Below are 21,102 nucleotides of genomic sequence, written 5' to 3'. Positions count from 1 at the left end.
GTGCGCTCCCGCCCGGCGTCAGGCGGCGGCGCGCCGCAGCAGCACCGGGATCGACTTCGACGTCGGCGTGCCGGACCGGTCGCCGATGCTTTCCAGCGGCACCAGCGGGTTGGTCTCGGGATAGTAGGCGCCCAGGCAGCCCGCCGGGATGTCGTAGTCCACCAGCAGGAAGTCCCGCACGTCGCGCGTCACGCCGTCTTCCCAGACGCTCGTGATGTCCACCCGCTCACCTTCGGCAAACCCCAGCCGCGCGCGGTCGGCCGGGTTGATGAACACCACCCGGCGCAGGCCGAACACGCCGCGGTAGCGGTCGTCCAGCCCGTAGATCGTGGTGTTGTACTGGTCGTGCGAGCGCGTGGTCATCATCACCATCAGCGCGTCGCCATGGCGCTCGCGGGCGCGCCGGATCGGCGTGTCCTTGTCGATCGGGTGCACCAGGAACTGCGCCTTGCCCGACGCCGTGCGCCACACGCGGTTGCGCGACGCCGGCGTCAGGTGAAAGCCGCCCGGCCGGGCCACGCGCTCGTTGTAGCGCTCGAAGCCCGGAATCACCTTCTCGATGGCATCACGGATGCGCGCGTAGTCCTGCGCGAACCACAGCCAGTCCACCTTGTTCGACCCCAGCGTGGCGTCGGCCATGCGCGCCACGATCATCGTCTCCGACAACAGGTGCGGCGACGCCGGCTTGTTCATGCCGTACGAGATATGGACCATGCAGACCGAATCCTCCACCGTCACGCCCTGCGGCACGCCGTCCTGCTCGTCGATCTCGGTGCGGCCCAGCGTGGGCAGCAGCAGCGCGTCGCGGCCGATGACCAGGTGGCTGCGGTTGAGCTTGGTGGCGATGTTGACGGTCAGGTCGCACTGGCGCAGTGCCTGCCAGGTGCGCGGCGTGTCGGGCGTGGCGATCGAGAAATTGCCGCCCAGCCCCACGAACACCTTGACCTTGCCAGCCAGCATCGCGTTGATCGCGGCCACCACGTCCTGGCCATGATGGCGCGGCGGCTCGAAGCCGAACGTGGCGCCCAGGCGGTCCAGGAAGGCGTCGTCGGGCTGTTCCTCGATGCCCATCGTGCGGTCGCCCTGCACGTTCGAATGGCCGCGCACCGGCATCAGGCCCGCGCCGGGCTTGCCGATATTGCCGCGCAGCATCATCACGTTGGACAGCAGCTGGATGGTCCGCACCGACTCCTTGTGCTGCGTCAGGCCCATGCCCCAGCACATGATCGTGCGCTCGCTCTTCACGTAGACGTCGGCCAGCGCGTCGATGTCGGCGCGCGTGACGCCGGACTCGGCCACGATGTCGGCCCAGCTCTCGGCGCGCAGGTCGGCCGCGAAGGCGTCGAAGTCGGCCGTGTGCTCGCGGATGAAGTCCACGTCGACCACGCGCTGGCCGCCGGTGGCCACCGCCGCGTCGTCCAGTTCGATCACGCGCTTGCCCAGGCCCTTGAGCAGCGCGAAGTCGCCGGCCAGCCGGGGCCGCACGAACATCGACGCAATGCGGGTGCCGCCGCCGCCCAGCATCTCGGTCACGTGCTGCGGGCTGACAAAGCGCTCCAGGCCGCGCTCCTTGAGCGGGTTGATCGACACGATGGTGGCGCCGCGCCTGGACGCATCGCGCAGCTCGTTGAGCATGCGCGGATGGTTGGTGGCCGGATTCTGGCCCCAGACCATGATGGTGTCGGCCAGCTGGAAGTCGTCGAGCAGCACCGTGGCCTTGCCCACGCCCACCGTCACGAGCAGGCCGCGGCTGGTGGCCTCATGGCACATGTTCGAGCAGTCGGGGAAGTTGTTCGTGCCGTACATCCGCACGAACAGCTGGAACAGGAACGCCGCCTCGTTGCTGGCGCGGCCGGACGTGTAGAACGTGGCCGCGTCGGGGTTGTCCAGCCGGCGCAGGTGGTCCGCGACCAGGCGGAACGCCGCGTCCCATTCCACCGGCACGTACTTGTCGGTGGCCGCGTCGTAGCGCATGGGGTGCGTCAGCCGGCCGTGCTGTTCCAGCTCGTAGTCGGACTGCTGCATCAGCTCGGTCACCGTGTACCGGGCGAAGAACTCGTTGGTGACGCGCTTGCTGGTGGCCTCGGCCGCCACGGCCTTGACGCCGTTCTCGCAGAACTCGAACGTCGAGGCGTGCTGCCGGTCAGGCCAGGCGCAGCCGGGGCAGTCAAAGCCGTCCGGCTGGTTCTGCTTGAACAGCGTCTTGTATTTGCCACCGCCAACCTTTTCCTTGACGAGGTTGATGGCAACTTGCTTGAGCGCTCCCCAGCCGGCGGCCGGGTGCGTATAGGGCGCGATATGGCCCTTTTCGGGCGTGGGCGAACTCATGGGGGCGGCTTCCAGAACTAGTGCCCGAACGCCCGGCCCGGTTTTCCGTGTGCGCGGGCGCTCGCTGCGATGTTGGCAGACTAGGCCCGGAATGTGATCGGAGGGACGTACAGAACGGCTGCGAGAGAAAGAGTACAGTTTGCACCATCGCAATGCACAATGCGGGAACTGTGCTTGTCGAGGGTGTGTGAATGGCCGTGATTGGCACGCCAAACGCATCAATTGGCGCCGCCCGGGCTCCCTCTCCCGCCTGCGGGTGAGGGGCTGGGGGTGAGGGCCAGCGCGTGATGCGCGACGGATCGCAAGTTGAACCGCCGGGCTCTCTCCCCCGACCCCTCTCCCGCGATGCGGGAGAGGGGAGAAAACATGGGGCACGTGGATTGTCCGAGAAGACCAGCGTTCCGGCGGGTTTTCGCTCCCCTCTCCCGCCTGCGGGAGAGGGGCTGGGGGTGAGGGCCAGCGCGTGATGCGCGACGGATCGCAGGTTGAACCGCCGGGCCCTCTCCCCCGACCCCTCTCCCGCGCTGCGGGAGAGGGGAGAAAACATGGGGCACGTGGATTGTCCGAGAAGACCAGCGTTCCGGCAGGTTTTCGCTCCCCTCTCCCGCCTGCGGGAGAGGGGCTGGGGGTGAGGGCCAGCGCGTGATGCGCGACGGATCGCAAGTTGAACCGCCGGGCCCTCTCCCCCGACCCCTCTCCCGCGCTGCGGGAGAGGGGAGAAAACATGGGGCACGTGGATTGTCCGAGAAGACCAGCGTTCCGGCAGGTTTTCGCTCCCCTCTCCCGCCTGCGGGAGAGGGGCTGGGGGTGAGGGCCAGCGCGTGATGCGCGACGGATCGCAAGTTGAACCGCCGGGCCCTCTCCCCCGACCCCTCTCCCGCGTTGCGGGAGAGGGGAGCCAACCAAACGGGGGAAATAACTCAATCCGGCTGCTGCGGCGTTGCCTGGATGATGTCTTCGAGCTGGGCGCTCATCGGGATGCCCAGCCGTTCGCCGGTGGGCAGGCGGTTCAGGAACCACTGCTTGTACAGCCGTTCAAGCTCGCCCGACGTGATCAGGTCGCGCACGGTCTTGTCGACGATGGCGGCGAACTGGGGGTCGCCCCGGCGCAGCATGATGCCGTAGGGGTCGTAGGACAGGAATTCGCTGGTCACCAGGAACTGCCGGCCCGCGTTGTGGCGGGCCAGGAAGCCGTACAGCAGCACGTCGTCGCCGGCGTAGGCATCGGCGCCGCCGTGGCGCAGCACCTCGAAGGCGTCGGCGTGGTCGCGGGCGCGGATCAGGTTGATGCCGAGCTGGAAGCGCCTGGACAGGTCCTCGATGGTGCTGGCATTGGTGGTGCCGGCCGTGGCCACCACGGTCCGGCCCTTGAGGTCCCGGAACGTCCGGATCGGCGAATTGCGCGGCACCATCAGCTTGGTGCCGGCCACGAAGATGACCGGCGAGAACGCCACGGTGCGCAGCCGTTCGGCGTTGCGCGTGGTCGATCCGCACTCCAGGTCCGCCTTGCCGGACGTGATGGCGTCGAAGCGGTTCTCGGACGTCACCGGCACCCACTGCACGGCCACGTCGCGGCTGATCTCGGCCGCGGCCGCCTGGACGATGGCCTGGCAGATGTCGATCGCGTAGCCGATTGGCCGCCTGGCCTGGTTCAGGTACGAGAACGGCAGCGACGACTCCCGATAGCCGATCGTCAGCACGCCAGTGTCCCGCGCCTTCTTGAGCGTGCCGCTCAGCGCCACGGGCTCCTGCGCCGCAGCCAGCGCGGGCGCCAGCGCCAGCAGCACGGCCAGCATTGCGCCGATCCACCCCCTGCCCAGCCGCATCCGTCCGCGCATGGCGTCAGGCCTCCGCCGTGGTGCGTGGCTCCTCGCCCGGTATGTCTTTCTCGGTCTCCGGCACGGGCCCGGCGGCCAGTTGCCCTTCCCACTTGGCCACCACGGCCGCCGCAATCGAGTTGCCGACGGCGTTGGTGGCGGACCGACCCATGTCCAGGAACTGGTCGACCCCCATGATCAGCAGCAGCCCCGCCTCCGGAATGCCGAACTGGTTCAGCGTGGCCGCAATCACCACCAGCGACGCGCGCGGCACGCCGGCCATGCCCTTGGACGTCAGCATCAGCAACAGCAGCATCGTGATCTGCGTGCCCAGCGGCAGGTGGATGTCGTACGCCTGGGCGATGAACAGCACCGCGAACGTGCAGTACATCATCGACCCGTCCAGGTTGAACGAATACCCCAGCGGCAGCACGAAACTGGAGATCTTGCGATTCACGCCAAAGCGGTCCAGCGAATCCAGCAGCTTCGGGTAGGCGGCCTCGGAACTGGCCGTGGAAAACGACAGCAGGAACGGCTCGCGGATCAGCCGGATCAGCTCGAACACGCGCCGGCCCAGGAATGCGAAGCCGGCCAGCGTCAGCAGCCCCCAGAGCACGAACAGCGCCAGGTAGAAGCTGCCCATGAACTTGGCAAAGGTAATCAGGATGCCCAGCCCCTGCGTGGTCACGGTCGACGCGATGGCCGCGAACACGGCCACCGGGGCCAGCCACATCACCGCGCCGGTGATCTTGAGCATGATCTGCGCCAGGTCCTCGATCACGCCGGCCATGCGCTGGCCGCGCTCGCCCAGCGTGGCAATGGCGGTGCCAAAGAAGATCGAGAACACCACGATCTGCAGAATCTCGTTGTTGGCCATCGCCTCGGCCACCGACTTGGGCACCAGGTGCGAGACAAAGTCCTTCAGCGTGAACGCGTTGGTCTTGAGGTTGGTGGCGGCGCCCACGTCGGGCAGCGGCAGGCCGATGTTCACGCCCGGGTGCAGCAGCGTGGCCATGATCAGCCCCAGCGTCAGCGACACCAGCGACGCCGTGATGAACCACGCCAGCGCCTTGACGCCCACGCGGCCCACGGTGCTGGCATCCCCCATGTGGGCGATGCCGATCACGAGCGTGGAAAACACCAGCGGCGCGATGATCATCTTGATCAGCCGCAGGAACACGTCGGTGACGATGGAGATATACCCGGCGATCTCCTTGGCCACCTTGGGGTCCGGAAACGCCGTGTTGCACCCGTAGCCGACCACGGCGCCCAGAATCATCGCGATCAGGATCCAGGTCGTGATACTCGACTTCTTGCTCATGACGTCTCCTTGGGGGGCGGCCGGGCGGGCGTCCTGCGCCGGGGTCTGCACCTAACCATAGGATGCCGGGGCGCCATTGGGCAAACCCCGAAACGCTTTTTGCCGGCCCGCCGCCCCGCCTCGACGCCTACATGCGGATACAAAACCGCTTGTGCCGGCACATAAACGCGATACGCGCGGTCTGCACTATCGTCTGCACGATCAACTTCGATACGGTGCGACGACATGGAACGCAACGCAGCGACGGCAGCCCCGGCTGCCCTGGTATTTGGTGGATCCCGCGGCATTGGCGCCGCCATCGCCCGGCGGCTGGCCCGCGACGGCTTTCGCGTGGCGCTGACCTACGCCACCAGCCCCGGCAAGGCCGCCGAGGTGGTTGCAGCCATCGAGGCCGACGGCGGCCAGGCCGTGGCCATTGCCGCCGACAGCGCCGATCCGGCCGCGATCCGCGCCGCCGTGCGGCAGGCCGTGGCACGCTTTGGCGCGCTGGACGCCGCCGTGGTCAACGCCGGCCTGCTGCGGCTGGGCCGGCTGGAGCAGTTCACCGACACCGACCTCGATGCCATGCTCGACGTCAACATCCGGGGCGTGTTCGTGGCCATCCAGGCGGCGGCCGGCGCCATGCGCGACGGCGGCCGGATCATCACCATCGGCAGCAACACGGCCATCCGCACCGGCTCGGTGGGCGGGGCGGTCTACGCGATGACCAAGGCGGCCGTGGCGTCGCTGGTGCAGAACCTGGCGCTGGAACTTGCGCCGCGCGGCATCACGGTCAACAACATCCAGCCCGGCCCGACCGAGACCGACATGACATCGTCGATGGTCGAGCACCTGATCGCGCGGATCCCGCTCGGCCGGATCGGCCAGCCCGACGAAATTGCCGGCCTGGCGGCGTGGCTGGCCAGCCCGGCATCGGCCTACATGACCGGCGCCAGCCTGACCATCGACGGCGGCTACGTGCTTTGAGCGCCCCGGCCTTCGGCAAAGATGCCCATGCGGTGCTGGATGAACGCCAGCACCTCCTGCGCGGCGGCCGGCAGCGGCCGCCCGGCCTTGACCAGCAGCCGCGCCTGCGTGCCGCGGCACAGCGGGTGGTCCACCGGCACCGTCGCCAGGCTGCCGGCGGCCACCTCGCGGTAGGCGGCAAACTGGCCGATCAGCGTGACAAAGTCGTCGTAGGCCACGAACTGCTTGAGCGCGGACAGCGAGTTGGTCACCAGCGTGGGCCGGATGCGGATGTTCTCGGCAAACTCCAGCATCCGCGCCGCGTGGCCGATGCCGTACGACTCGGGCATCAGCGCCAGCGGATAGGCCATCACGTCATGAAGCGTGGCCGGCCCGCCGCGCAGCGCCAGCGGGTGGTCGTGGCGCGTCAGCAGCACGATGGGCTGCGACGCGCTGGCCCGGTACTCGATGCGCGGGTGCAGCGGCGGGTTGTAGGCCAGCCCGATGTGCGCGCGGCTTTCCGCCACCTCGTTGAGCACGTCGTCCACGGGCAGGATCTCCATGCGGATGTCGACCATCGGGTATTGCGCGCAGAACGGCGCCACCACCTCGTTGACCAGCGCGTCGACGTAGCCCTCGCTCAGCACGATCTGCACCATGCCCTGCTGCAGCCCCTGCAGCGCGTGGAGCTGGTCTTCGAGCTTTTCCTGGTGGGAGCGGTAGCCGCGCCAGAACTCCAGCAGGTGCGCCGCCGCCTCGGTGGGCCGCACGCCGCGCGCCTGGCGCTCGAACAGCGTGGTGCCCAGTTCCTCTTCAAGCAGCCGAATCTGCCGCGTGATGACCGACGGCGACGTGTTCAGGCTTTCCGCCGCGCCCCGGATCGTGCCGTGCGCCAGCACCTCCCGGAAATAGCGCAGCCGCTGCTGGTTGATTTCCCGCATATCCCGCCTCTTTGTTGCGTAAGCGTCACCCAAGCATGGTCGAAAGTGGACTGTTGCCCTGGGAAGAACGAAGTGTGAATTTTGTTGCTGTTGGTGTCAGTCTACGCGGCTGCCACTATCCAAGCCAATCCCACAACCATCACAACGCTCTGGAGACTGGCAAATGTTAGTGATGTCCAACCCCGCCGCCGTCGACGGCACCGCCGCGCTGTACCAGAAGATCAACCTGCGGCTGCTGCCGTTCCTGCTGGTCTGCTACCTGTTCGCCTACCTGGACCGCGTCAACGTCGGCTTTGCCAAGCTGCAGATGCAGGGCGACCTGGGCTTCTCAGACGCCGCCTACGGCGTGGGGGCCGGCATCTTCTTCATCGGCTACGTGCTGTTCGAGATCCCGAGCAACCTGATGCTGCCGCGCGTGGGCGCCCGCAGGACGTTCAGCCGCATCCTGGTGCTCTGGGGCATCACGTCGGCCTGCATGATGTTCGTGCGCGACGTGCCCACGTTCTACGCCATGCGCTTCCTGCTGGGCGTGTTCGAGGCCGGCTTTGCGCCGGGCATGATCTATTACCTGTCCTGCTGGTACGGCCCGCAGCGCATGGCGCGCGCCATCGCCATCGTGTTCCTGGCCGGCCCCATCGGCGGCATCATCGGCGGCCCGCTGTCCGCGTGGCTGATGACCGCGCTGGCCGGCCACGCCGGGCTGGCCGGCTGGCAATGGATGTTCCTGGTCGAAGGGCTGCCCTGCCTGGTGCTGGGCGTGCTGGCCTGGAAGCTCGTGCCCGACCGTCCCGCCGACGCCCACTGGCTGACCAGCGACGAGAAGCGGCTGCTGGAGCAGGAACTGGCCGTGCCGGCCGCGCACAAGCACTCGTTCGGCGCGGTGGCGCGCGACTGGCGCATCTACGTGCTGGCCACCGCCTACTTCTGCGTGATCGCCGCCATCTACGCACTGAGCTTCTGGCTGCCCACGCTGATCAAGGCCCAGGGCGTGACCGACACCGTGCAGCTGGGCTGGTACGCCGCCCTGCCCTACGTGGGCGGCGCCATCGGCATGCTCTACATGGGCCGCCGCTCCGACCGCAAGGGCGAACGCCGCTACCACGCCGCCATCCCCGCGCTGGCCGGTGCCGCGCTGTTGGCCGGGACGACGCTGGCCGACGGCCACCTGGCGGCCACGCTGGTGCTGCTGACGCTGGGCACCACCACGCTGTGGATGACCTACACCGTGTTCTGGGCCATGCCGTCCGAATACATCAAGGGCCCGGCCGCCGCCGGCGGCATCGCGCTGATCAACACCATCGGGCTGTCGGGCGGCTTCTGGGGCCCGGCCATCATCGGCTGGGCCAAGACCGCCACCGGCAGCCTGCATCCCGGCGTGCTGGTCATGGCGGCCATGCCGCTGGCCGCCGCGCTGATCATCCTGGCCATGCGCATGCCGGCCCGCGCGGCGCATGCCTGAGACCGGCCAATAACCACCCGACACCCCCCCACGTCCAACAAGGAGTGAACCATGCTGCTGTACTTTTCCACCTGGTCAGAAGTCGAACAGTATCTGCAACGCAGCCGCACCATCGTCGTGCCGATCGGCTCGAACGAGCAGCACGGCCCCACGGGCCTGCTGGGCACCGACTGGATGTGCCCGGAGATCATCTGCCGCCATGCCGAACAGCAGGCCGACATCCTGGTGGCGCCGACGTTCAACATCGGCATGGCCCAGCACCACCTGGGCTTTGCCGGCACGATCTCGCTGCGCCCGTCGACGTTCATCGCCGCCATCGTGGACTGGACGCGCTCGCTGGCCCGCCACGGCTTCGAGAAGATCCTGTTCCTGAACGGCCACGGCGGCAATATCGCGTCCATCGAGGCCGCGTTCTCCGAGCTCTACGCCGAGTCCAGCTTCGCGGGCCGCCGCGCCGGCTTTGCGATGAAGCTGACCAACTGGTGGGACCTGGAAGGCGTCAACGACCTGGCCAAGGAAATGTTCCCGACCGGCCACGGCGCCCACGCCACGCCGTCCGAGATCGCGGTGACGCAGTACGCCTACGCCCACGCCATCAAGCACGCCGACTACTCGCCGCGCATCGCCCCGTCCGGCCCGATCCGCGAAGCGCTGGACTTCCGCGCCCGCTTTCCCGACGGCCGCATGGGCTCCGATCCGAACCAGGCCACGCCGGAAAAGGGCCGCGCCCTGGTGGAACTGGCAGCCACCAGCCTGGTGAAGGAACTGGCGGCCTTCGGGGCGGAGAAGGTGCCGGGGTGAGCTGTTGCGCTTGAATTGCCAATGGTTGTCTCCCCTCTCCCGCAAGGCGGGAGAGGGGCCGGGGGAGAGGGCATGGCTGTGCAAGCCACGACATGTCGCATTGTGAGCCGCTGACCCTCTCCCCCAACCCCTCTCCCGCGCGCGGGAGAGGGGAGCAAACCTGGCGGGAGCGGTGAGCCAACCCGCCAACTACGCCCCGCCCTACCGCCGCCCCGCCATCGCTTCGAACACCCCATCCCGGATCACCAGCGCGTGCATCAGCGCGGCCGCCAAATGCAGCAGGACCACGGCGAACAGCGTGAGCCCGAGCCATGTGTGCAACGTCCGCAGCAGCGCGAACGCGTTGACGTTGGCGGGCAGCAGCGGCGGCAGGTGGAAGCCGCCGGCCATCGTCACCGGGTAGCCGCCCGCCGACAGCATGGCCCAGCCCACCAGCGGCATTGCCAGCATCAGCGCGTAGAGCACCACGTGCGATGCCTTGGCGACGAACCGTTGCGCGGCGGGCATGTGGGCCGGCAGCGGGGGCGCGCCGCGCCGCAGCCGCACGGCCAGCCGGACGATGACGAGCAGCAGCAGCGCGATGCCCAGCGGCCGGTGCAGCGCCACGAGCGTGTCATGCGCGCGCGACACCGTAAACACCATTCCCACGCCGACGAACAGCATCGCCAGGATCAGCACGGCCATCAGCCAGTGCAGCAGCTTTTGCGTGCCGCTGAATTGAGTCGAAGTTGCCTTCATGCCGGGTTCCTCACTGGATGGCCTTCGGTTCGCGGGCGGCGGTTGCCTCCTCGCGCGTGCGGCGCTGGTACGACACCGCGTAGGCGGCCGAGCGCGCCGCCAGCAGCGGATCGGCCGACGTGGCGATGCCGGCCGGCAGCACGGTCGGGTCGAAGTTGACGTCGCGGCACGGGCCGTCGTCCTGCGCCGTGGCGCGTTCCAGCACCAGCGTGCCGGCGTCGATCTGCGGGCGGTCGTCGGGCCAGACCTGCGTGGCGTCGTCGGTGACATCGCCGGGCGCGCCCAGCGTCAGCACCAGCCGCCAGCGCAGCGGCCCGGCCTGCAGCCGCTGCATCAGGTCCGCCGCCAGGAACGATGCCTGCCCGCGCTCGGCCGCGCTCACCGGCGCGTACGGCAGCTCGGGCTGCACCGCCCAGCGCACGGCCTGCCGCTTGCCGCCGGCATCGACCAGGTAGAACGCATTGACGCTGTAGTACGCGGCATTGGCAAAGCTGGACGAAGGCGGATGCGCCTGGATCCAGCCCTGGAACGCGGCCAGCGCCGGCGCGCCGGCGGCAAACGCCTTGAGCCTGGCGGGATCGGGCTTGTGGGTGGCGGGATCGGGCTGACTGGCCTGCAGCAACTGGTAGAACTGTTCCGGCGTGTGCACCGGAAAGCGCGGTACCGAATTCATGCCGGTGCGCCACTGCTGGCCGTCGGCCTGCGTGAACATCAGCGCCAGGCTGCGGATCGGCACGCTGCCGTCGGGCGCCAGCGGATTGCCGCCGGGCAGCGCAAAGCGCCCGGTCACCGGCGTGCGGCGGGGCGCGAACACGCCCGCGCTGGACACCTGCGCGGCCGCGCCGTTGCTGTCGAAGTAGCCGGCCACGCACACGCCCTTGGCGTGGTTGCGGCGATAGCCCGCGTGCAGGCCGTCGTTACGCTGGAACTGGTCGACGATGGCGCGCGTGGATAGCCGCTGCGGGCCGATCCAGCCGCCCGTGTAGGCAAAGCCGCCCGCCAGTACCAGCACGACGGCGCCGATGGCGCCGAGCCGGCATGGCACGCAGATGGGCTTGCCCGGGTGGGAATGTGGGGTGTTGTCGGTCAAGGGGGGCTCCCGTCGAGTGTGGACTCATCGGGTATACGCCCAAACCGGGGCGTCTATTCCCCCCGCCCGCAAAAAGCCCGGCCGGGACCGGGCGATTCGACAAATGCTTACGGCTTCTCGCGGTGAATCGACAGCGCGCTGAACGACTGCGTTACCGGCATCACTTCCAGGTAGTTGATGTTCACGCGCGCCGGCAGCGTGGCGGCCCAGAACACGGTCTCGGCGATATCGTCGGGCGTCAGCGCGTCGGCGCCTTCGTAGACCTTTTCCACGCGCGACTGGTCGCCACGGAAGCGCACGGCCGAGAACTCGGTGCCGCCCACCAGCCCCGGCGCCACGTCGGTCACGCGCACGCGCGTGCCGGTCAGGTCGGCGCGCAGGTTCAGCGAGAACTGGTGGACGAACGCCTTGGTGGCGCCGTAGACGTTGCCGCCCGGGTAGGCGTAGGCGCCCGCCACCGAGCCGATATTGACCACGTGGCCGCGATTGCGCGCCACCATGCCGGGCAGCACCGCGCGCGTCATGTAGGTCAGGCCCTTGATGTTGGTGTCGACCATGGTGTCCCACTGGTCGACGTCGGCGCGGTGCGCCGGCTCCAGCCCCAGCGCCAGCCCGGCGTTGTTCACCAGCACGTCGACGTCGGCATAGTCGGCCGGCAGGCCGGCCACGGCGGCCTCCACAGCGGCGCGGTCGCGCACGTCCAGCACCAGCGGCAGCACGTTGTCGCGGCCCAGTTCATCGACCAGTGCCTGCAGGCGGTCTTCACGGCGGCCCGCGGCGATGACGCGATGGCCGGCGCCGACAAAGCGGCGGGCGATGGCGGCGCCAAACCCCGCGGTGGCACCGGTGACGAATACGATCATGGTTAGCTCTCCAGCTTCAGACAGGTTCGGCCACGGATACTACACCGTCACCCGGGGCGACGGCAGCGGCGGCCGCGGCAATCCATGGATTTCCCGACTGCCGGCTGTGATGCCAGGGCAGCTCGCGCATCGAAGGCCGGGGGCGCTGGCTTGACGCACTGGCACGCCTGCGCGGCCCGGCTTACAGCGGCTGCCAGCCTCCGCCGGTGGCCACCATCTCCTGCTTCAGTTCCAGCGTCCCGCTGCCGCGCATCACGCGCGCCAGCACGGGAAAGGCGCCCTGCACCATCGCGTCATGCGCCCACGGCGCCGGCTCCAGCGTGTACGTGTAGCGCACGGTCGTGGCCAGCCGGGCCGGCTTGTCGGCCGTGTCGTGGGGCTTGTCCCAGCCGGTGACCCGCGCCACCCGCACGTGGCCGTAGCAGAGGTCGGGCGCGTCGGCGCCGGCCGTGCGGGCGGCCGTGCGCGGATGGGGATTGAGCTGCTGGCGGCCCTTGTCGGTCAGGTCGTACCGCAGCGCCTTGACCACCTCGTCGGTGCCGTCCTGGTGGTGCAGCGTCATCTGGGCCGGCACGTGCGCCACCAGCCCCGCGTGTTCGAGCGCCGGCATCTGGATGCCATCGCGCAGCTGCGTGGCGCCCGGGCCGTCCGGCACGTCGACCGGCCAGGCATGGCGGCCGATGCAGAGGTCGCCGTGCGCCTGCAGGTGCTGGTCCAGCGCGGCGCGGAAGCCGGCCTCGCTGGCCATGTCGGGACGGTCGCAGCCGGCCAGCAGCAGCGTGGTGGTGGCCGCCAGCGCGGCCAGGGTCAGGATCGGTTTCATTGGACTTCGGCGGTGTTGGCGGCGCCCGGCTTGCGGGCGGCGGGGTCGGCCATCGCGTTGGCGACGGTATGCGCATGCGCGCCGCTGGCGTCGGGCCCGGGCGGCGGCACGTAGCCATCGGTGAGCGTCTTCAGGAAGGCAACCAGGTCCTGCATCTCCTGGTCGGTCATCGGCGGCGGGCTGCCGGCACGGCGCTTGTCCAGCGGCATCTGGCCGTCGATATTGGCGCGGTAGCGGGCCGGCAGGTCGTTGAACTTGGCCACCCGGCCCTGCGCATCGCGCGGATACCAGTCCTGCGGCGCGGTGTCGCGCGTGTTGTAGAAGCGCACCACCTCTTCCAGCGACCTGAACACGCCGTTGTGCATGAACACGTGGCGCGTGGCGACGTTGCGCAGCACCGGCGTCTTGAACATGCCGCACGTGGCGGCGGCGCCCTTGTCGCGGCCGGGCCGGTGGTCGGTGCGCAGCGGCCCGCACAGCCCCAGGTCGAAATACCGGGGGTCGGCGTTGGCCGGGATGGCCGGATTGCGCGGCACGCCGATGGCCGAGAACGAGTAGTCGCTGGTCATGTCCTGGCTGCCGTCGTTGCCGCCGCCCAGCAGGTGGCAGGCCATGCAGTTGCCCTTGTTCGGGTCCAGGAACACGCGCAGGCCGCGCACTTCGGCATCGGTCAGCGCGCCGCCCACCTTGTTGTTGCGGTAGCGGTCGAACTTGCTGCTGTACGGGTGGAAGCTGCGGTCTTCCACCTGGAACGCCTGCAGCGCGGCGCCGACCAGCGCGAACGCCTTGTCGGTATCGTCCAGCGCGGCGGGGCCGTAGGCGGCCCGGAACGCGGCGGCGTTGGGGCCGTGGCGCACGGCGTCCACCACGGCGGCCTTGTCGCGGGCGGCCATTTCATTGGCGGCCAGCAGCGGGATGGCGGCCTGCTCGGCGATGGTGTTGGCACGGCCGTCCCAGGTCAGGCCGCCGCCGGGACCGGGCGGGCTGATCATGTCGGGGTTCTCGAACGTGTCCGAGTACGGGTTGGTGTACTCCTTGTACATCAGCGTCGGCACGGCGCGCGTGCCGGGCTGCCTGCCATCGGCGCCGCCAAGCTGCACGGCCAGGTCGTTGGCCGGGGCAAAGGCGTGCTGGGGATCGTGGCAGGTGGCGCACGACATCGTGCCCGACCCGGACAGCGACCGGTCGACGAACAGCACGGCGCCCAACTGCGCGGCGGGCGACAGCGGCGATTGGGGAGATGCCGGCGCGGATGGCGCGGACACGCGCTGCACGGCCGGCGGCGCGGCGGCGGCCCGGGGCGCCTCGGTGGCCGGCTTGCAGGCGGCCAGCGCAAGGCAAAGCATGGCCGCGGCACGGCGCGCGGCAAATCTGGAATGACGCATGGTTCAAGGGGCCGGTGGCAGCCGGCCCGCGGGCAGGGGAAGAAAGGCAACCTCCCGGTTGGGCGGCTGCCGCGACGCCATCAGGACTTGATGGCCCAGATGCTGGTCTGCGAGGCATCCGGCCCCGTGGCCGTGTTGTTGCCCGTGCCCACCGACCCGCTGCCGCTGCCGCCGGCCACGCTGCCGCCCGATTGCAGGTCGCCCGCCTTGACCACGTACTTGTGGTTCATCGGCCGCACCGAGTCGAAGTGCGTGTTGGCGCTGCCCGAGTACTCGGCCAGGTTGGCGAGGTTGTCGGCGATGTACTGCTCGGTGTACTTCGACCGGTTCATGTACGACGTGGCCACGCCCGGATCGGCCAGCCCGAACATGTCCTGCATCGTGCGCACGAACGAGAAGTGGCTGTAGGCGTCGGAGTCCACCACCTGCTTCGGCGCGCCCGGCTGGTTCGTCAGCACCGCGAAGATCGTCGGGCCGTCGCCCTTGTTGCCGCCGTTGTAGCGCGGCACGGCCGAGGTGATGCCCTCGCCCAGCGGCGCGCCGCTGGTGGCGCCGCCGCCCACGTTCCAGCCGCAGCACGACGAGCTGCCGAAGAAGCTCGACCCTTCGTCGAACAGCATGACGATGGCCGTGCGGCGGTTGGTGTTCTTCCAGACCGGCGACGCCTGGATCGCGTCCACCATGTACTTGGCGTACGCGTCGCCGCGCGCGATGTTGGTCGACGCGCACGGGCCCACGCCGTGGATGTCGTCGCACTGGTCGGGCACCACGTAGTTCAGCGCGCCGATGTCGCCGCTCTTGAGGTCGTCCTCGAACTGGTGCGTGTTCCACTTGATGCCGTTGGCCGACGCGTACGACGCGATCGACGCATCCCACTCGCCGCCGCCCATCGAGCGCGCCAGGTTCTTGAAGAAGTCCGGACGGTTGCGCACCTCGTCAAAGTTCACGGCCGGGTGGTGCTTGGTCTTGTACAGGCCGGCCGGCATGGCTTCGGTGACGCCCGACGTGGGGTTCACGCCGGTGATGGCGGCGTTGGCCACGCCGTCCTTGCGCGGGTCCTGGCCGGGGTTCATCGACTCGCTGTAGACGCGCGTGCTCATGCCGGCGTTGTACATGGCCGTGAACATGTTGCGGCGGCCCTTGAGGTTGTGCACCTTCGTGTCGGCGTTGCAGGCGTTCAGCGGCACGAACGTGTCGGTCGGCTGGTTGGCCGTGTCGCCGGCGGGCAGGCAGTTCCACGCATTGTCGTCGGCCACGCCCCAGTCGTCGGCGCTGGCCAGCGAGATGTAGTTCGGCTCGCTGGGGTTGCCGGTGGAGAAGTAGTTGGCCGCCTTGTTGCCTTCGGTGTGCAGGTACTTGTAGAAGTTCGGGTAGGCCGGGTTGTCGATCGTCTGGTTGCTGTGGTTCTCGAAGATCACCACGAACAGGTGGTCGTAGCGCGGGATGCCCTCGGGGTTGAACGCGGCCTCCTGGGCCGACTTCAGCGTGGTCACCGGGTCGGTGGCGCTGTCGCTGACGAAGCCACGGTCCAGGATCTTCGATGCCAGCGCGTAGCGGGTGGCCAGCGTGTTGTCTTCCACCAGCAGCGCGCGTGCCGCGGCGGCGTCGGCCACGGCGGACGGCTGCGCCACGACGTCGTCGGCCTTGACGGTCACGTCGGCGGTGCCGCCGGTCAGGCTCAGGCGGCCGGCGATAGCGGTGCGGGCATCGGCGTAGGTCATCGACTCCGACTCGGTCAGCCGCACCACCTCGGTCGACAGCGGGCTGATGGTCACGCTGGCGCCGTCGGCGGCCTGCGCGGCGGCGCTGCGCAGCACCATCTTGGCGGCCACCTTGGTGGCGCCGGTGGCCGGGTCGTTGTAGGTGGCGTCGGTGTCCACCACGGCCACCAGGCTCGCCGGCGGCGTGGTCAGCGTGAAGCGGCCGCTGGCATCGGTGCGCGCGCTGGCCTCGCCGGCATCGCAGACGCCATTGCCGTTGGCGTCGGCGCAGACCGTGGCGTTGGCGTACGTGACCGGCACGAACGACTGGTCGACGGCGTCGCCCGTGGTGCTCTTGGCGTAGTCGACGCCCGATGCCGACGAGCTGGCAAAGCCGGTGGGGTTCTTGACGGCTGCGCCACCCACCACGCCGCTGACGGTCTGGGTGGGGGTGTTGCCGCCGGTGTTGCCCGTGCCGCCGCTGCCGCCGGTGTTGCCGGTGGTGGTGCCGGAGGAATCGTCACCGCCGCAGGCGGCCAGCAGCGCGGCTGCCGCCAGCGCGGTGAGCAAGGGGACGAAGGTGGAGTGTTTAGGGTGCATGGATGGGGCTCGCCAGGACACGCGCGATCGTTATGGTTGGACGCGCTGGATCTAGTGGGATGCCGCACCGAAGCCGATGCCGTCGCCTTGGGGTGGCGGGTGGGGCCGCCTGCGCCGGACGCCTTCGCGGCCGGGGCCAGCGCGTACGCCCTTCCCGACCAGTGCAGCGGCCCCGATGCTAGGAATCCAATGTGACCGTTTCATGCACGCCGTCGGCCGCCTGGTTACAGGACATTTCAACCACACCGATCCTGATACAAAGTGGATACGTTGTTGCCACGCGCCCGACCGGGGCTGGATACTTGGCGCCGCGCCCGCCTGGCGGCGCCCCGTGTGACAACCGCCCATGCAAGCCCCAGCCACCCCTGCCCCGTCCTCCAACCCGCCCCGCCAGCTTGCCAAGGTCCATTTCTCGCCCGAGCTGCGCGACTGGATCGTCGATGCGCTGCGGCGCGGCGGCCCGCCGGCCGAGATCACCGCCGCGCTGGTCGGGCAGCGCTTTGACCCGGCCGTGGCCGGCCAGCTCGTGCAGGCGTTCGACCGCGTGCTGCGCGACGGGCTGCCGATGCCCGAAGGCTTCGTCACGATCGAGCGGACGCCCCCGGCGCCCGGCGCGGCCCGGCTGCCGCGCACGGCGGTGCTCGATGGCGGGGACCGTGCCGTGCACGTGCTGTCGCGCACGGACCGGCCCGTGGTGGCGGTGCTGGAAGCGGTACTGACGCCGGCCGAATGCGACGCGCTGGTGGCGGCGGCGCGCCCGCGCCTGGCGCCGTCGACGCTGGTGGACCCGCGCACCGGCGAACACGTGGTCAGCCCCGACCGCAGCAGCCAGGGCATGTTCTTCCGGCTGGCGGAGTCGCCGCTGCTGGCGACGATCGATGCGCGCGTCGCCGCGCTGATGCGGATGCCCGTGGAACACGGCGAGGGCCTGCAGGTGCTGCACTACGGCCCCGGCGCCCAGAGCCGCCCGCACTTCGACTTCCTGATGCCGGACAACCCGTCGAACCAGGCGTCCATCGCGCGCAGCGGCCAGCGCGTGAGCACGATGGTGATCTACCTGAACGACGTGCCCGAAGGCGGCGAGACCGTGTTTCCAGAGATCGGCCTGTCGGTGTTGCCGCGCAAGGGCAACGCGCTCTATTTCGAGTATTGCGACGACGGCGGCCAGCTGGACGGCCGCACGCTGCATGCGGCGGCCGCGGTGGTGCGCGGCGAGAAATGGGTGGCGACCAAGTGGATGCGGCAGCGGCGCTTCGTGTCCGCCGCCGACGACGCGCGCGCCGCGTCGATGTAGGGCTGGCACCACGCTGGCCGGCCAGCCGGCCGTGGCCGTGCCGCTTCAGCCGGGCGGCTGCGGCGCCGGGGTGCCGGGCTGCGGCGGCGCGGGTGGACAGGGCCCCGCGCCGCCCTGCCCCGTGTTCCGGAACGTGACCACCAGCCGGCTGTCCTTGGCCATCATCAGCGTGTTGCCGTAGGTCACGGTCGGCATGAACGCGATGTCGGGCGCCACGGCCACGGGCGGCTGCCGGGCCGCGTCCACGGTCAGCACCAGCTCGACGGTGTAGGTATCCACGCCCACGCCGCGCCCCTGCGGCGCCTGCGCAAACTGCTGCTGGAACGCGCACATGTCGCGCGTGATGGCGTCCAGCGCGGCCTGGATCGGCACGTTCTTGCCCGGTGGAATCGGGGCCGTGTTGCAGCCGGCCAGCCACAGCGCGGCCAGGCCGGGGACGACGGTGTGGCGCATGGGCCGGATCATCGGTGCCTCCTGTTCGCACGGCGCGTTCGATGCGAAGCACTCTAGTGCCCAATGCCCCGCCCGCTCCATTGGCCCAAAGGCCAACCCCCGCCGGCGCGCACGGCGCGGCCACGGCCTACAATGTCGCGGCGGCGGCCGGCACGTCACACGGCCCGGCGCCATTCCATCGCCACCAGAGGAGCCTCCATGACGGCTGACAAGACCCTTCTCGACGCCTTTGCGCCCACCGGCGTGCTGCGCGCGTCGATCAACCTCGGCAACCCGGTACTGGCCCACCGCAAGGACGGCGGCGCGGGCGGGGTGTCGGTGGACCTGGCCACGGCGCTGGCCGGGCAACTGGGTGTGCCGCTGGAACTGGTGGTGGTGGAGACGGCCGGCAAGTCGGTGGACGTGGTGACCAGCGGCCAGGCGGACATCGGCTTCTTCGCCATCGATCCCAAGCGCGGCGCCACCATTGCGTTCACGCCGCCGTACGTGCTGATCGAAGGCTACTACCTGGTGCGCGACGCCTCGCCGGTGCGCCACAACGCCGATGTCGACCAGCCCGGCCGGCGCGTGGTGGTCGGCCAGGGCAGCGCCTACGACCTGTACCTGACGCGCGAGCTGCAGCACGCGGAAATCGTGCGCGCGCCGTCGTCGCAGGCGGTGGTGCGGACGTTCCTCGATGGCGGCCTCGACGTGGCCGCCGGCGTCAAGCAGCAGCTCCAGGCCGATACGGCCGGCATGAGCGGCCTGCGCCTGCTGGACGAGCGCTTCATGGTGATCCGCCAGGCGATGGGCGTGAACCGGGCGCGCGGCGAGGCGGCGGCCGCGTACCTGTCGGCATTCGTGGAAGCGATGAAGGCGTCCGGCAAGGTCGCCCAGGCGCTGCAGCGGCACGGCATCGCGGGCGCCAACGTGGCGCCGGCCGGCGAGTGAGCGTGCCCGGCGCGGGCCGTCAGGCCCCGAGGTAGGCCGCCGCGCCCAGCCCGGCGGTGCGTCCGCTGGCCAGGCAGGCCGTCAGCAGGTAGCCGCCGGTGGGGGCCTCCCAGTCCAGCATCTCGCCGGCGCAGAACACGCCGGGCAGCGCGTCCAGCATCAGGCGGTCGTCCATCGCCTCGAAGCGGACGCCGCCGGCCGTGCTGATGACCTCGTCGATCGGCCGCGCGCGCAGCAGTTGCAGCGGCAGCGCCTTGATGGCCGCCGCCAGCGCCACGGGGTCGTGCATCGCTTCCTTGGACAGCACCTCGCGCAGCAGCCGCGCCTTGACGCCCGTGATGCCGAGCCGGCTCTGCAGATGGCTGGACACCGAGCGCGCGCCACGCGGCCGGGCCACTTCGGCGGCCACCTGCGCGGCCGTGCGTCCCGGCGCCAGGTCCAGCGTGATCGTCGCCAGCCCCTGCGCGTCGATCTGGTCGCGGATCGGCGCGGACAGCGCGTAGACCAGGCTGCCTTCGATGCCGGTCTCGCTGATCACGAATTCCCCTTGCCGATGCCAGACGGTGCCATCGGGCGCCGTCACGCCGATCGCCACGGCCTTGACCGGATCGCCCGCATGCTCGCTGCGGAACAGCGGGCTCCACGCCACGTCGAAGCCGCAGTTGGCCGGCCGCAGCGGCGCCACGTCGACGCCGCGCGCCGCCAGCAGCGGCATCCACGCGCCATCGGACCCCAGCCGCGCCCAGCTACCCCCGCCCAGCGCCAGCACCACGGCGCGCGCGGCCACGTGGGTCTCGCCGTCGCGCGTGGCGAAGCGCAGGCCGTGCCAGCCATCGGCGCCCGGCGTGAAGCCGGTCCAGCGGTGCCGCACATGCACGCGCACGCCGGACTCGCGCAGCCGGTGCAGCCACGCGCGCAGCAGCGGCGCGGCCTTCATCTCGGTGGGAAAGACGCGGCCCGAGCTGCCGACGAAGGTGTCGATGCCGAGGTCGTGGACCCAGGCCCGCAGCGCGTCGGCGCCAAAGTCGTCCAGCAGCGGCCCGATGCGGTCCGCGCGGGCGCCGTAGCGGGCCACGAAGGCGTCGGCCGGCTCCGAGTGGGTGATGTTCATGCCGCCCTTGCCGGCCATCAGGAACTTGCGTCCCACCGACGGCATGGCGTCGTAGACGTCCACCGCCACGCCGCGCGCGGCCAGTTGCTCGGCCGCCATGAGCCCGGCCGGCCCGCCGCCGATGACGACGGCGCCAGGCAGGCGGACAGGATCGGAAGAGGCGGCAGCGGACATGGGCAGGCGGACGGGCGATGAAAAAGGCGGACGGCCGCCCGGCAGGCGGCAAGCCGGCGCATTATATGCGCCCGCCGCCCGCCGGGTGCCGGCCAGGCCCTCTGTGCGGCACGGCGGGCGCTGGCACCGGGCCGATGCTTTCGCTGACCGTAATGGTCCGGAACGCACCTTAATTGATACCGGCGGCGCGCTTCCCTATCTTCTAGCCAACGACAAAGCGCGCGCCCGGCCCACCGCGGCGGCCAAGACAACATCCGGAGACACCATGCCCAAGCCATTCCCCCGCCGCGTGCGCCCGCACCACCACGCCCGGTAGCCCCCGGCCGGCG

Annotated in this window: 17 protein-coding genes; 5 read left to right on the top strand and 12 right to left on the bottom strand. The window is 70.0% G+C overall.

The features are described 5' to 3' along the window. Positions 1-18: 18 nt before the first annotated feature. The 3 genes from EPAKOI_RS05905 to EPAKOI_RS05895 all read right to left on the bottom strand — a co-directional run bounded on the left by EPAKOI_RS05905 (position 19) and on the right by EPAKOI_RS05895 (position 5,466). Positions 19-2,328 (bottom strand): FdhF/YdeP family oxidoreductase, encoded by a 2,310-nt coding sequence (locus EPAKOI_RS05905; protein ID WP_423193246.1) that lies wholly within the window; start codon positions 2,326-2,328, stop codon positions 19-21. Between the two features lie 920 nt (positions 2,329-3,248). Then, on the bottom strand, positions 3,249-4,166 hold the full coding sequence (locus tag EPAKOI_RS05900) for an amino acid ABC transporter substrate-binding protein (protein WP_423193245.1): 918 nt from the start codon (positions 4,164-4,166) through the stop codon (positions 3,249-3,251). Positions 4,167-4,170: 4 nt separating this feature from the next. Further along, the gene (locus EPAKOI_RS05895; RefSeq protein WP_124684558.1) at positions 4,171-5,466 is read right to left on the bottom strand and encodes a dicarboxylate/amino acid:cation symporter; all 1,296 of its coding nucleotides are present in this window, start codon (positions 5,464-5,466) and stop codon (positions 4,171-4,173) included. 225 nt (positions 5,467-5,691) lie between these two features. Here EPAKOI_RS05895 and EPAKOI_RS05890 point away from each other — a divergent pair, with 225 nt between their 5' ends. After that, complete coding sequence (locus EPAKOI_RS05890) at positions 5,692-6,432, top strand: 3-oxoacyl-ACP reductase family protein (RefSeq protein ID WP_172966066.1); 741 nt, start codon at positions 5,692-5,694, stop codon at positions 6,430-6,432. On the opposite strand, the gene EPAKOI_RS05885 is transcribed toward EPAKOI_RS05890, so the two are convergent. Further along, positions 6,420-7,352, bottom strand: coding sequence for a LysR family transcriptional regulator (locus EPAKOI_RS05885; protein WP_124684559.1), 933 nt, complete (start codon positions 7,350-7,352; stop codon positions 6,420-6,422). The two genes, EPAKOI_RS05890 and EPAKOI_RS05885, sit on opposite strands and share 13 nt — an antisense overlap. A gap of 163 nt (positions 7,353-7,515) precedes the next feature. Between EPAKOI_RS05885 and EPAKOI_RS05880 the strand changes: the two genes are divergently transcribed. Continuing rightward, positions 7,516-8,811, top strand: a complete 1,296-nt coding sequence (locus EPAKOI_RS05880) for an MFS transporter (protein WP_423193244.1) — start codon at positions 7,516-7,518, stop codon at positions 8,809-8,811. A gap of 51 nt (positions 8,812-8,862) precedes the next feature. Continuing rightward, a complete protein-coding gene (locus EPAKOI_RS05875) occupies positions 8,863-9,612 on the top strand; it encodes a creatininase family protein (protein WP_124684561.1) in 750 nt (249 codons plus the stop codon). 201 nt (positions 9,613-9,813) lie between these two features. Here EPAKOI_RS05875 and EPAKOI_RS05870 read toward each other — a convergent pair whose 3' ends face one another. The 6 genes from EPAKOI_RS05870 to EPAKOI_RS05845 all read right to left on the bottom strand — a co-directional run bounded on the left by EPAKOI_RS05870 (position 9,814) and on the right by EPAKOI_RS05845 (position 16,811). Then, positions 9,814-10,350 (bottom strand): cytochrome b, encoded by a 537-nt coding sequence (locus EPAKOI_RS05870; protein ID WP_423193243.1) that lies wholly within the window; start codon positions 10,348-10,350, stop codon positions 9,814-9,816. A 10-nt stretch (positions 10,351-10,360) separates the two neighbouring features. Then, positions 10,361-11,440, bottom strand: coding sequence for a catalase family peroxidase (locus tag EPAKOI_RS05865; protein WP_423193242.1), 1,080 nt, complete (start codon positions 11,438-11,440; stop codon positions 10,361-10,363). Between the two features lie 107 nt (positions 11,441-11,547). Next, positions 11,548-12,303, bottom strand: a complete 756-nt coding sequence (gene ydfG, locus EPAKOI_RS05860) for a bifunctional NADP-dependent 3-hydroxy acid dehydrogenase/3-hydroxypropionate dehydrogenase YdfG (protein ID WP_124684563.1) — start codon at positions 12,301-12,303, stop codon at positions 11,548-11,550. 181 nt (positions 12,304-12,484) lie between these two features. After that, complete coding sequence (locus tag EPAKOI_RS05855) at positions 12,485-13,126, bottom strand: hypothetical protein (RefSeq protein ID WP_124684564.1); 642 nt, start codon at positions 13,124-13,126, stop codon at positions 12,485-12,487. After that, the gene (locus EPAKOI_RS05850; protein WP_423193241.1) at positions 13,123-14,511 is read right to left on the bottom strand and encodes a cytochrome-c peroxidase; all 1,389 of its coding nucleotides are present in this window, start codon (positions 14,509-14,511) and stop codon (positions 13,123-13,125) included. Before EPAKOI_RS05850 ends, EPAKOI_RS05855 begins: the two co-directional genes overlap by 4 nt. Positions 14,512-14,591: 80 nt before the next feature. Next, entirely contained in the window at positions 14,592-16,811 is a 2,220-nt protein-coding gene (locus tag EPAKOI_RS05845; RefSeq protein WP_423193240.1) for an alkaline phosphatase family protein, read from the bottom strand. 346 nt (positions 16,812-17,157) lie between these two features. On the opposite strand from EPAKOI_RS05845, the gene EPAKOI_RS05840 reads away from it, so the two are divergent. After that, positions 17,158-18,105: a 2OG-Fe(II) oxygenase gene (locus tag EPAKOI_RS05840; protein ID WP_124684566.1), complete on the top strand. Its 948-nt coding sequence runs from the start codon at positions 17,158-17,160 to the stop codon at positions 18,103-18,105. A gap of 45 nt (positions 18,106-18,150) precedes the next feature. On the opposite strand, the gene EPAKOI_RS05835 is transcribed toward EPAKOI_RS05840, so the two are convergent. Continuing rightward, positions 18,151-18,570: a hypothetical protein gene (locus EPAKOI_RS05835; RefSeq protein ID WP_423193239.1), complete on the bottom strand. Its 420-nt coding sequence runs from the start codon at positions 18,568-18,570 to the stop codon at positions 18,151-18,153. A 186-nt stretch (positions 18,571-18,756) separates the two neighbouring features. Between EPAKOI_RS05835 and EPAKOI_RS05830 the strand changes: the two genes are divergently transcribed. Further along, entirely contained in the window at positions 18,757-19,488 is a 732-nt protein-coding gene (locus EPAKOI_RS05830) for an ABC transporter substrate-binding protein (protein WP_423193238.1), read from the top strand. A gap of 19 nt (positions 19,489-19,507) precedes the next feature. On the opposite strand, the gene EPAKOI_RS05825 is transcribed toward EPAKOI_RS05830, so the two are convergent. Continuing rightward, positions 19,508-20,773, bottom strand: coding sequence for a TIGR03862 family flavoprotein (locus tag EPAKOI_RS05825; RefSeq protein WP_423193237.1), 1,266 nt, complete (start codon positions 20,771-20,773; stop codon positions 19,508-19,510). Positions 20,774-21,102 lie beyond the last annotated feature (329 nt).

Origin of the sequence: Cupriavidus sp. H18C2, from assembly GCF_049393795.1 — a bacterium.
GTDB lineage: Bacteria > Pseudomonadota > Gammaproteobacteria > Burkholderiales > Burkholderiaceae > Cupriavidus > Cupriavidus pauculus_C.
This window is presented reverse-complemented; position numbering and strand designations above follow the sequence as displayed.

Excerpts from the sequence above, each read along its gene's own strand:
- ydfG (WP_124684563.1), bottom strand. The coding sequence starts at position 12,303 with ATGATCGTATTCGTCACCGGTGCCACCGCGGGGTTTGGCGCCGCCATC.
- EPAKOI_RS05880 (WP_423193244.1), top strand. The coding sequence starts at position 7,516 with ATGTTAGTGATGTCCAACCCCGCCGCCGTCGACGGCACCGCCGCGCTG.
- EPAKOI_RS05900 (WP_423193245.1), bottom strand. The coding sequence starts at position 4,166 with ATGCGCGGACGGATGCGGCTGGGCAGGGGGTGGATCGGCGCAATGCTG.
- EPAKOI_RS05850 (WP_423193241.1), bottom strand. The coding sequence starts at position 14,511 with ATGCGTCATTCCAGATTTGCCGCGCGCCGTGCCGCGGCCATGCTTTGC.
- EPAKOI_RS05885 (WP_124684559.1), bottom strand. The coding sequence starts at position 7,352 with ATGCGGGAAATCAACCAGCAGCGGCTGCGCTATTTCCGGGAGGTGCTG.
- EPAKOI_RS05845 (WP_423193240.1), bottom strand. The coding sequence starts at position 16,811 with ATGCACCCTAAACACTCCACCTTCGTCCCCTTGCTCACCGCGCTGGCG.
- EPAKOI_RS05855 (WP_124684564.1), bottom strand. The coding sequence starts at position 13,126 with ATGAAACCGATCCTGACCCTGGCCGCGCTGGCGGCCACCACCACGCTG.
- EPAKOI_RS05825 (WP_423193237.1), bottom strand. The coding sequence starts at position 20,773 with ATGTCCGCTGCCGCCTCTTCCGATCCTGTCCGCCTGCCTGGCGCCGTC.
- EPAKOI_RS05835 (WP_423193239.1), bottom strand. The coding sequence starts at position 18,570 with ATGATCCGGCCCATGCGCCACACCGTCGTCCCCGGCCTGGCCGCGCTG.
- EPAKOI_RS05830 (WP_423193238.1), top strand. The coding sequence starts at position 18,757 with ATGACGGCTGACAAGACCCTTCTCGACGCCTTTGCGCCCACCGGCGTG.
- EPAKOI_RS05840 (WP_124684566.1), top strand. The coding sequence starts at position 17,158 with ATGCAAGCCCCAGCCACCCCTGCCCCGTCCTCCAACCCGCCCCGCCAG.
- EPAKOI_RS05870 (WP_423193243.1), bottom strand. The coding sequence starts at position 10,350 with ATGAAGGCAACTTCGACTCAATTCAGCGGCACGCAAAAGCTGCTGCAC.
- EPAKOI_RS05905 (WP_423193246.1), bottom strand. The coding sequence starts at position 2,328 with ATGAGTTCGCCCACGCCCGAAAAGGGCCATATCGCGCCCTATACGCAC.
- EPAKOI_RS05875 (WP_124684561.1), top strand. The coding sequence starts at position 8,863 with ATGCTGCTGTACTTTTCCACCTGGTCAGAAGTCGAACAGTATCTGCAA.
- EPAKOI_RS05890 (WP_172966066.1), top strand. The coding sequence starts at position 5,692 with ATGGAACGCAACGCAGCGACGGCAGCCCCGGCTGCCCTGGTATTTGGT.
- EPAKOI_RS05895 (WP_124684558.1), bottom strand. The coding sequence starts at position 5,466 with ATGAGCAAGAAGTCGAGTATCACGACCTGGATCCTGATCGCGATGATT.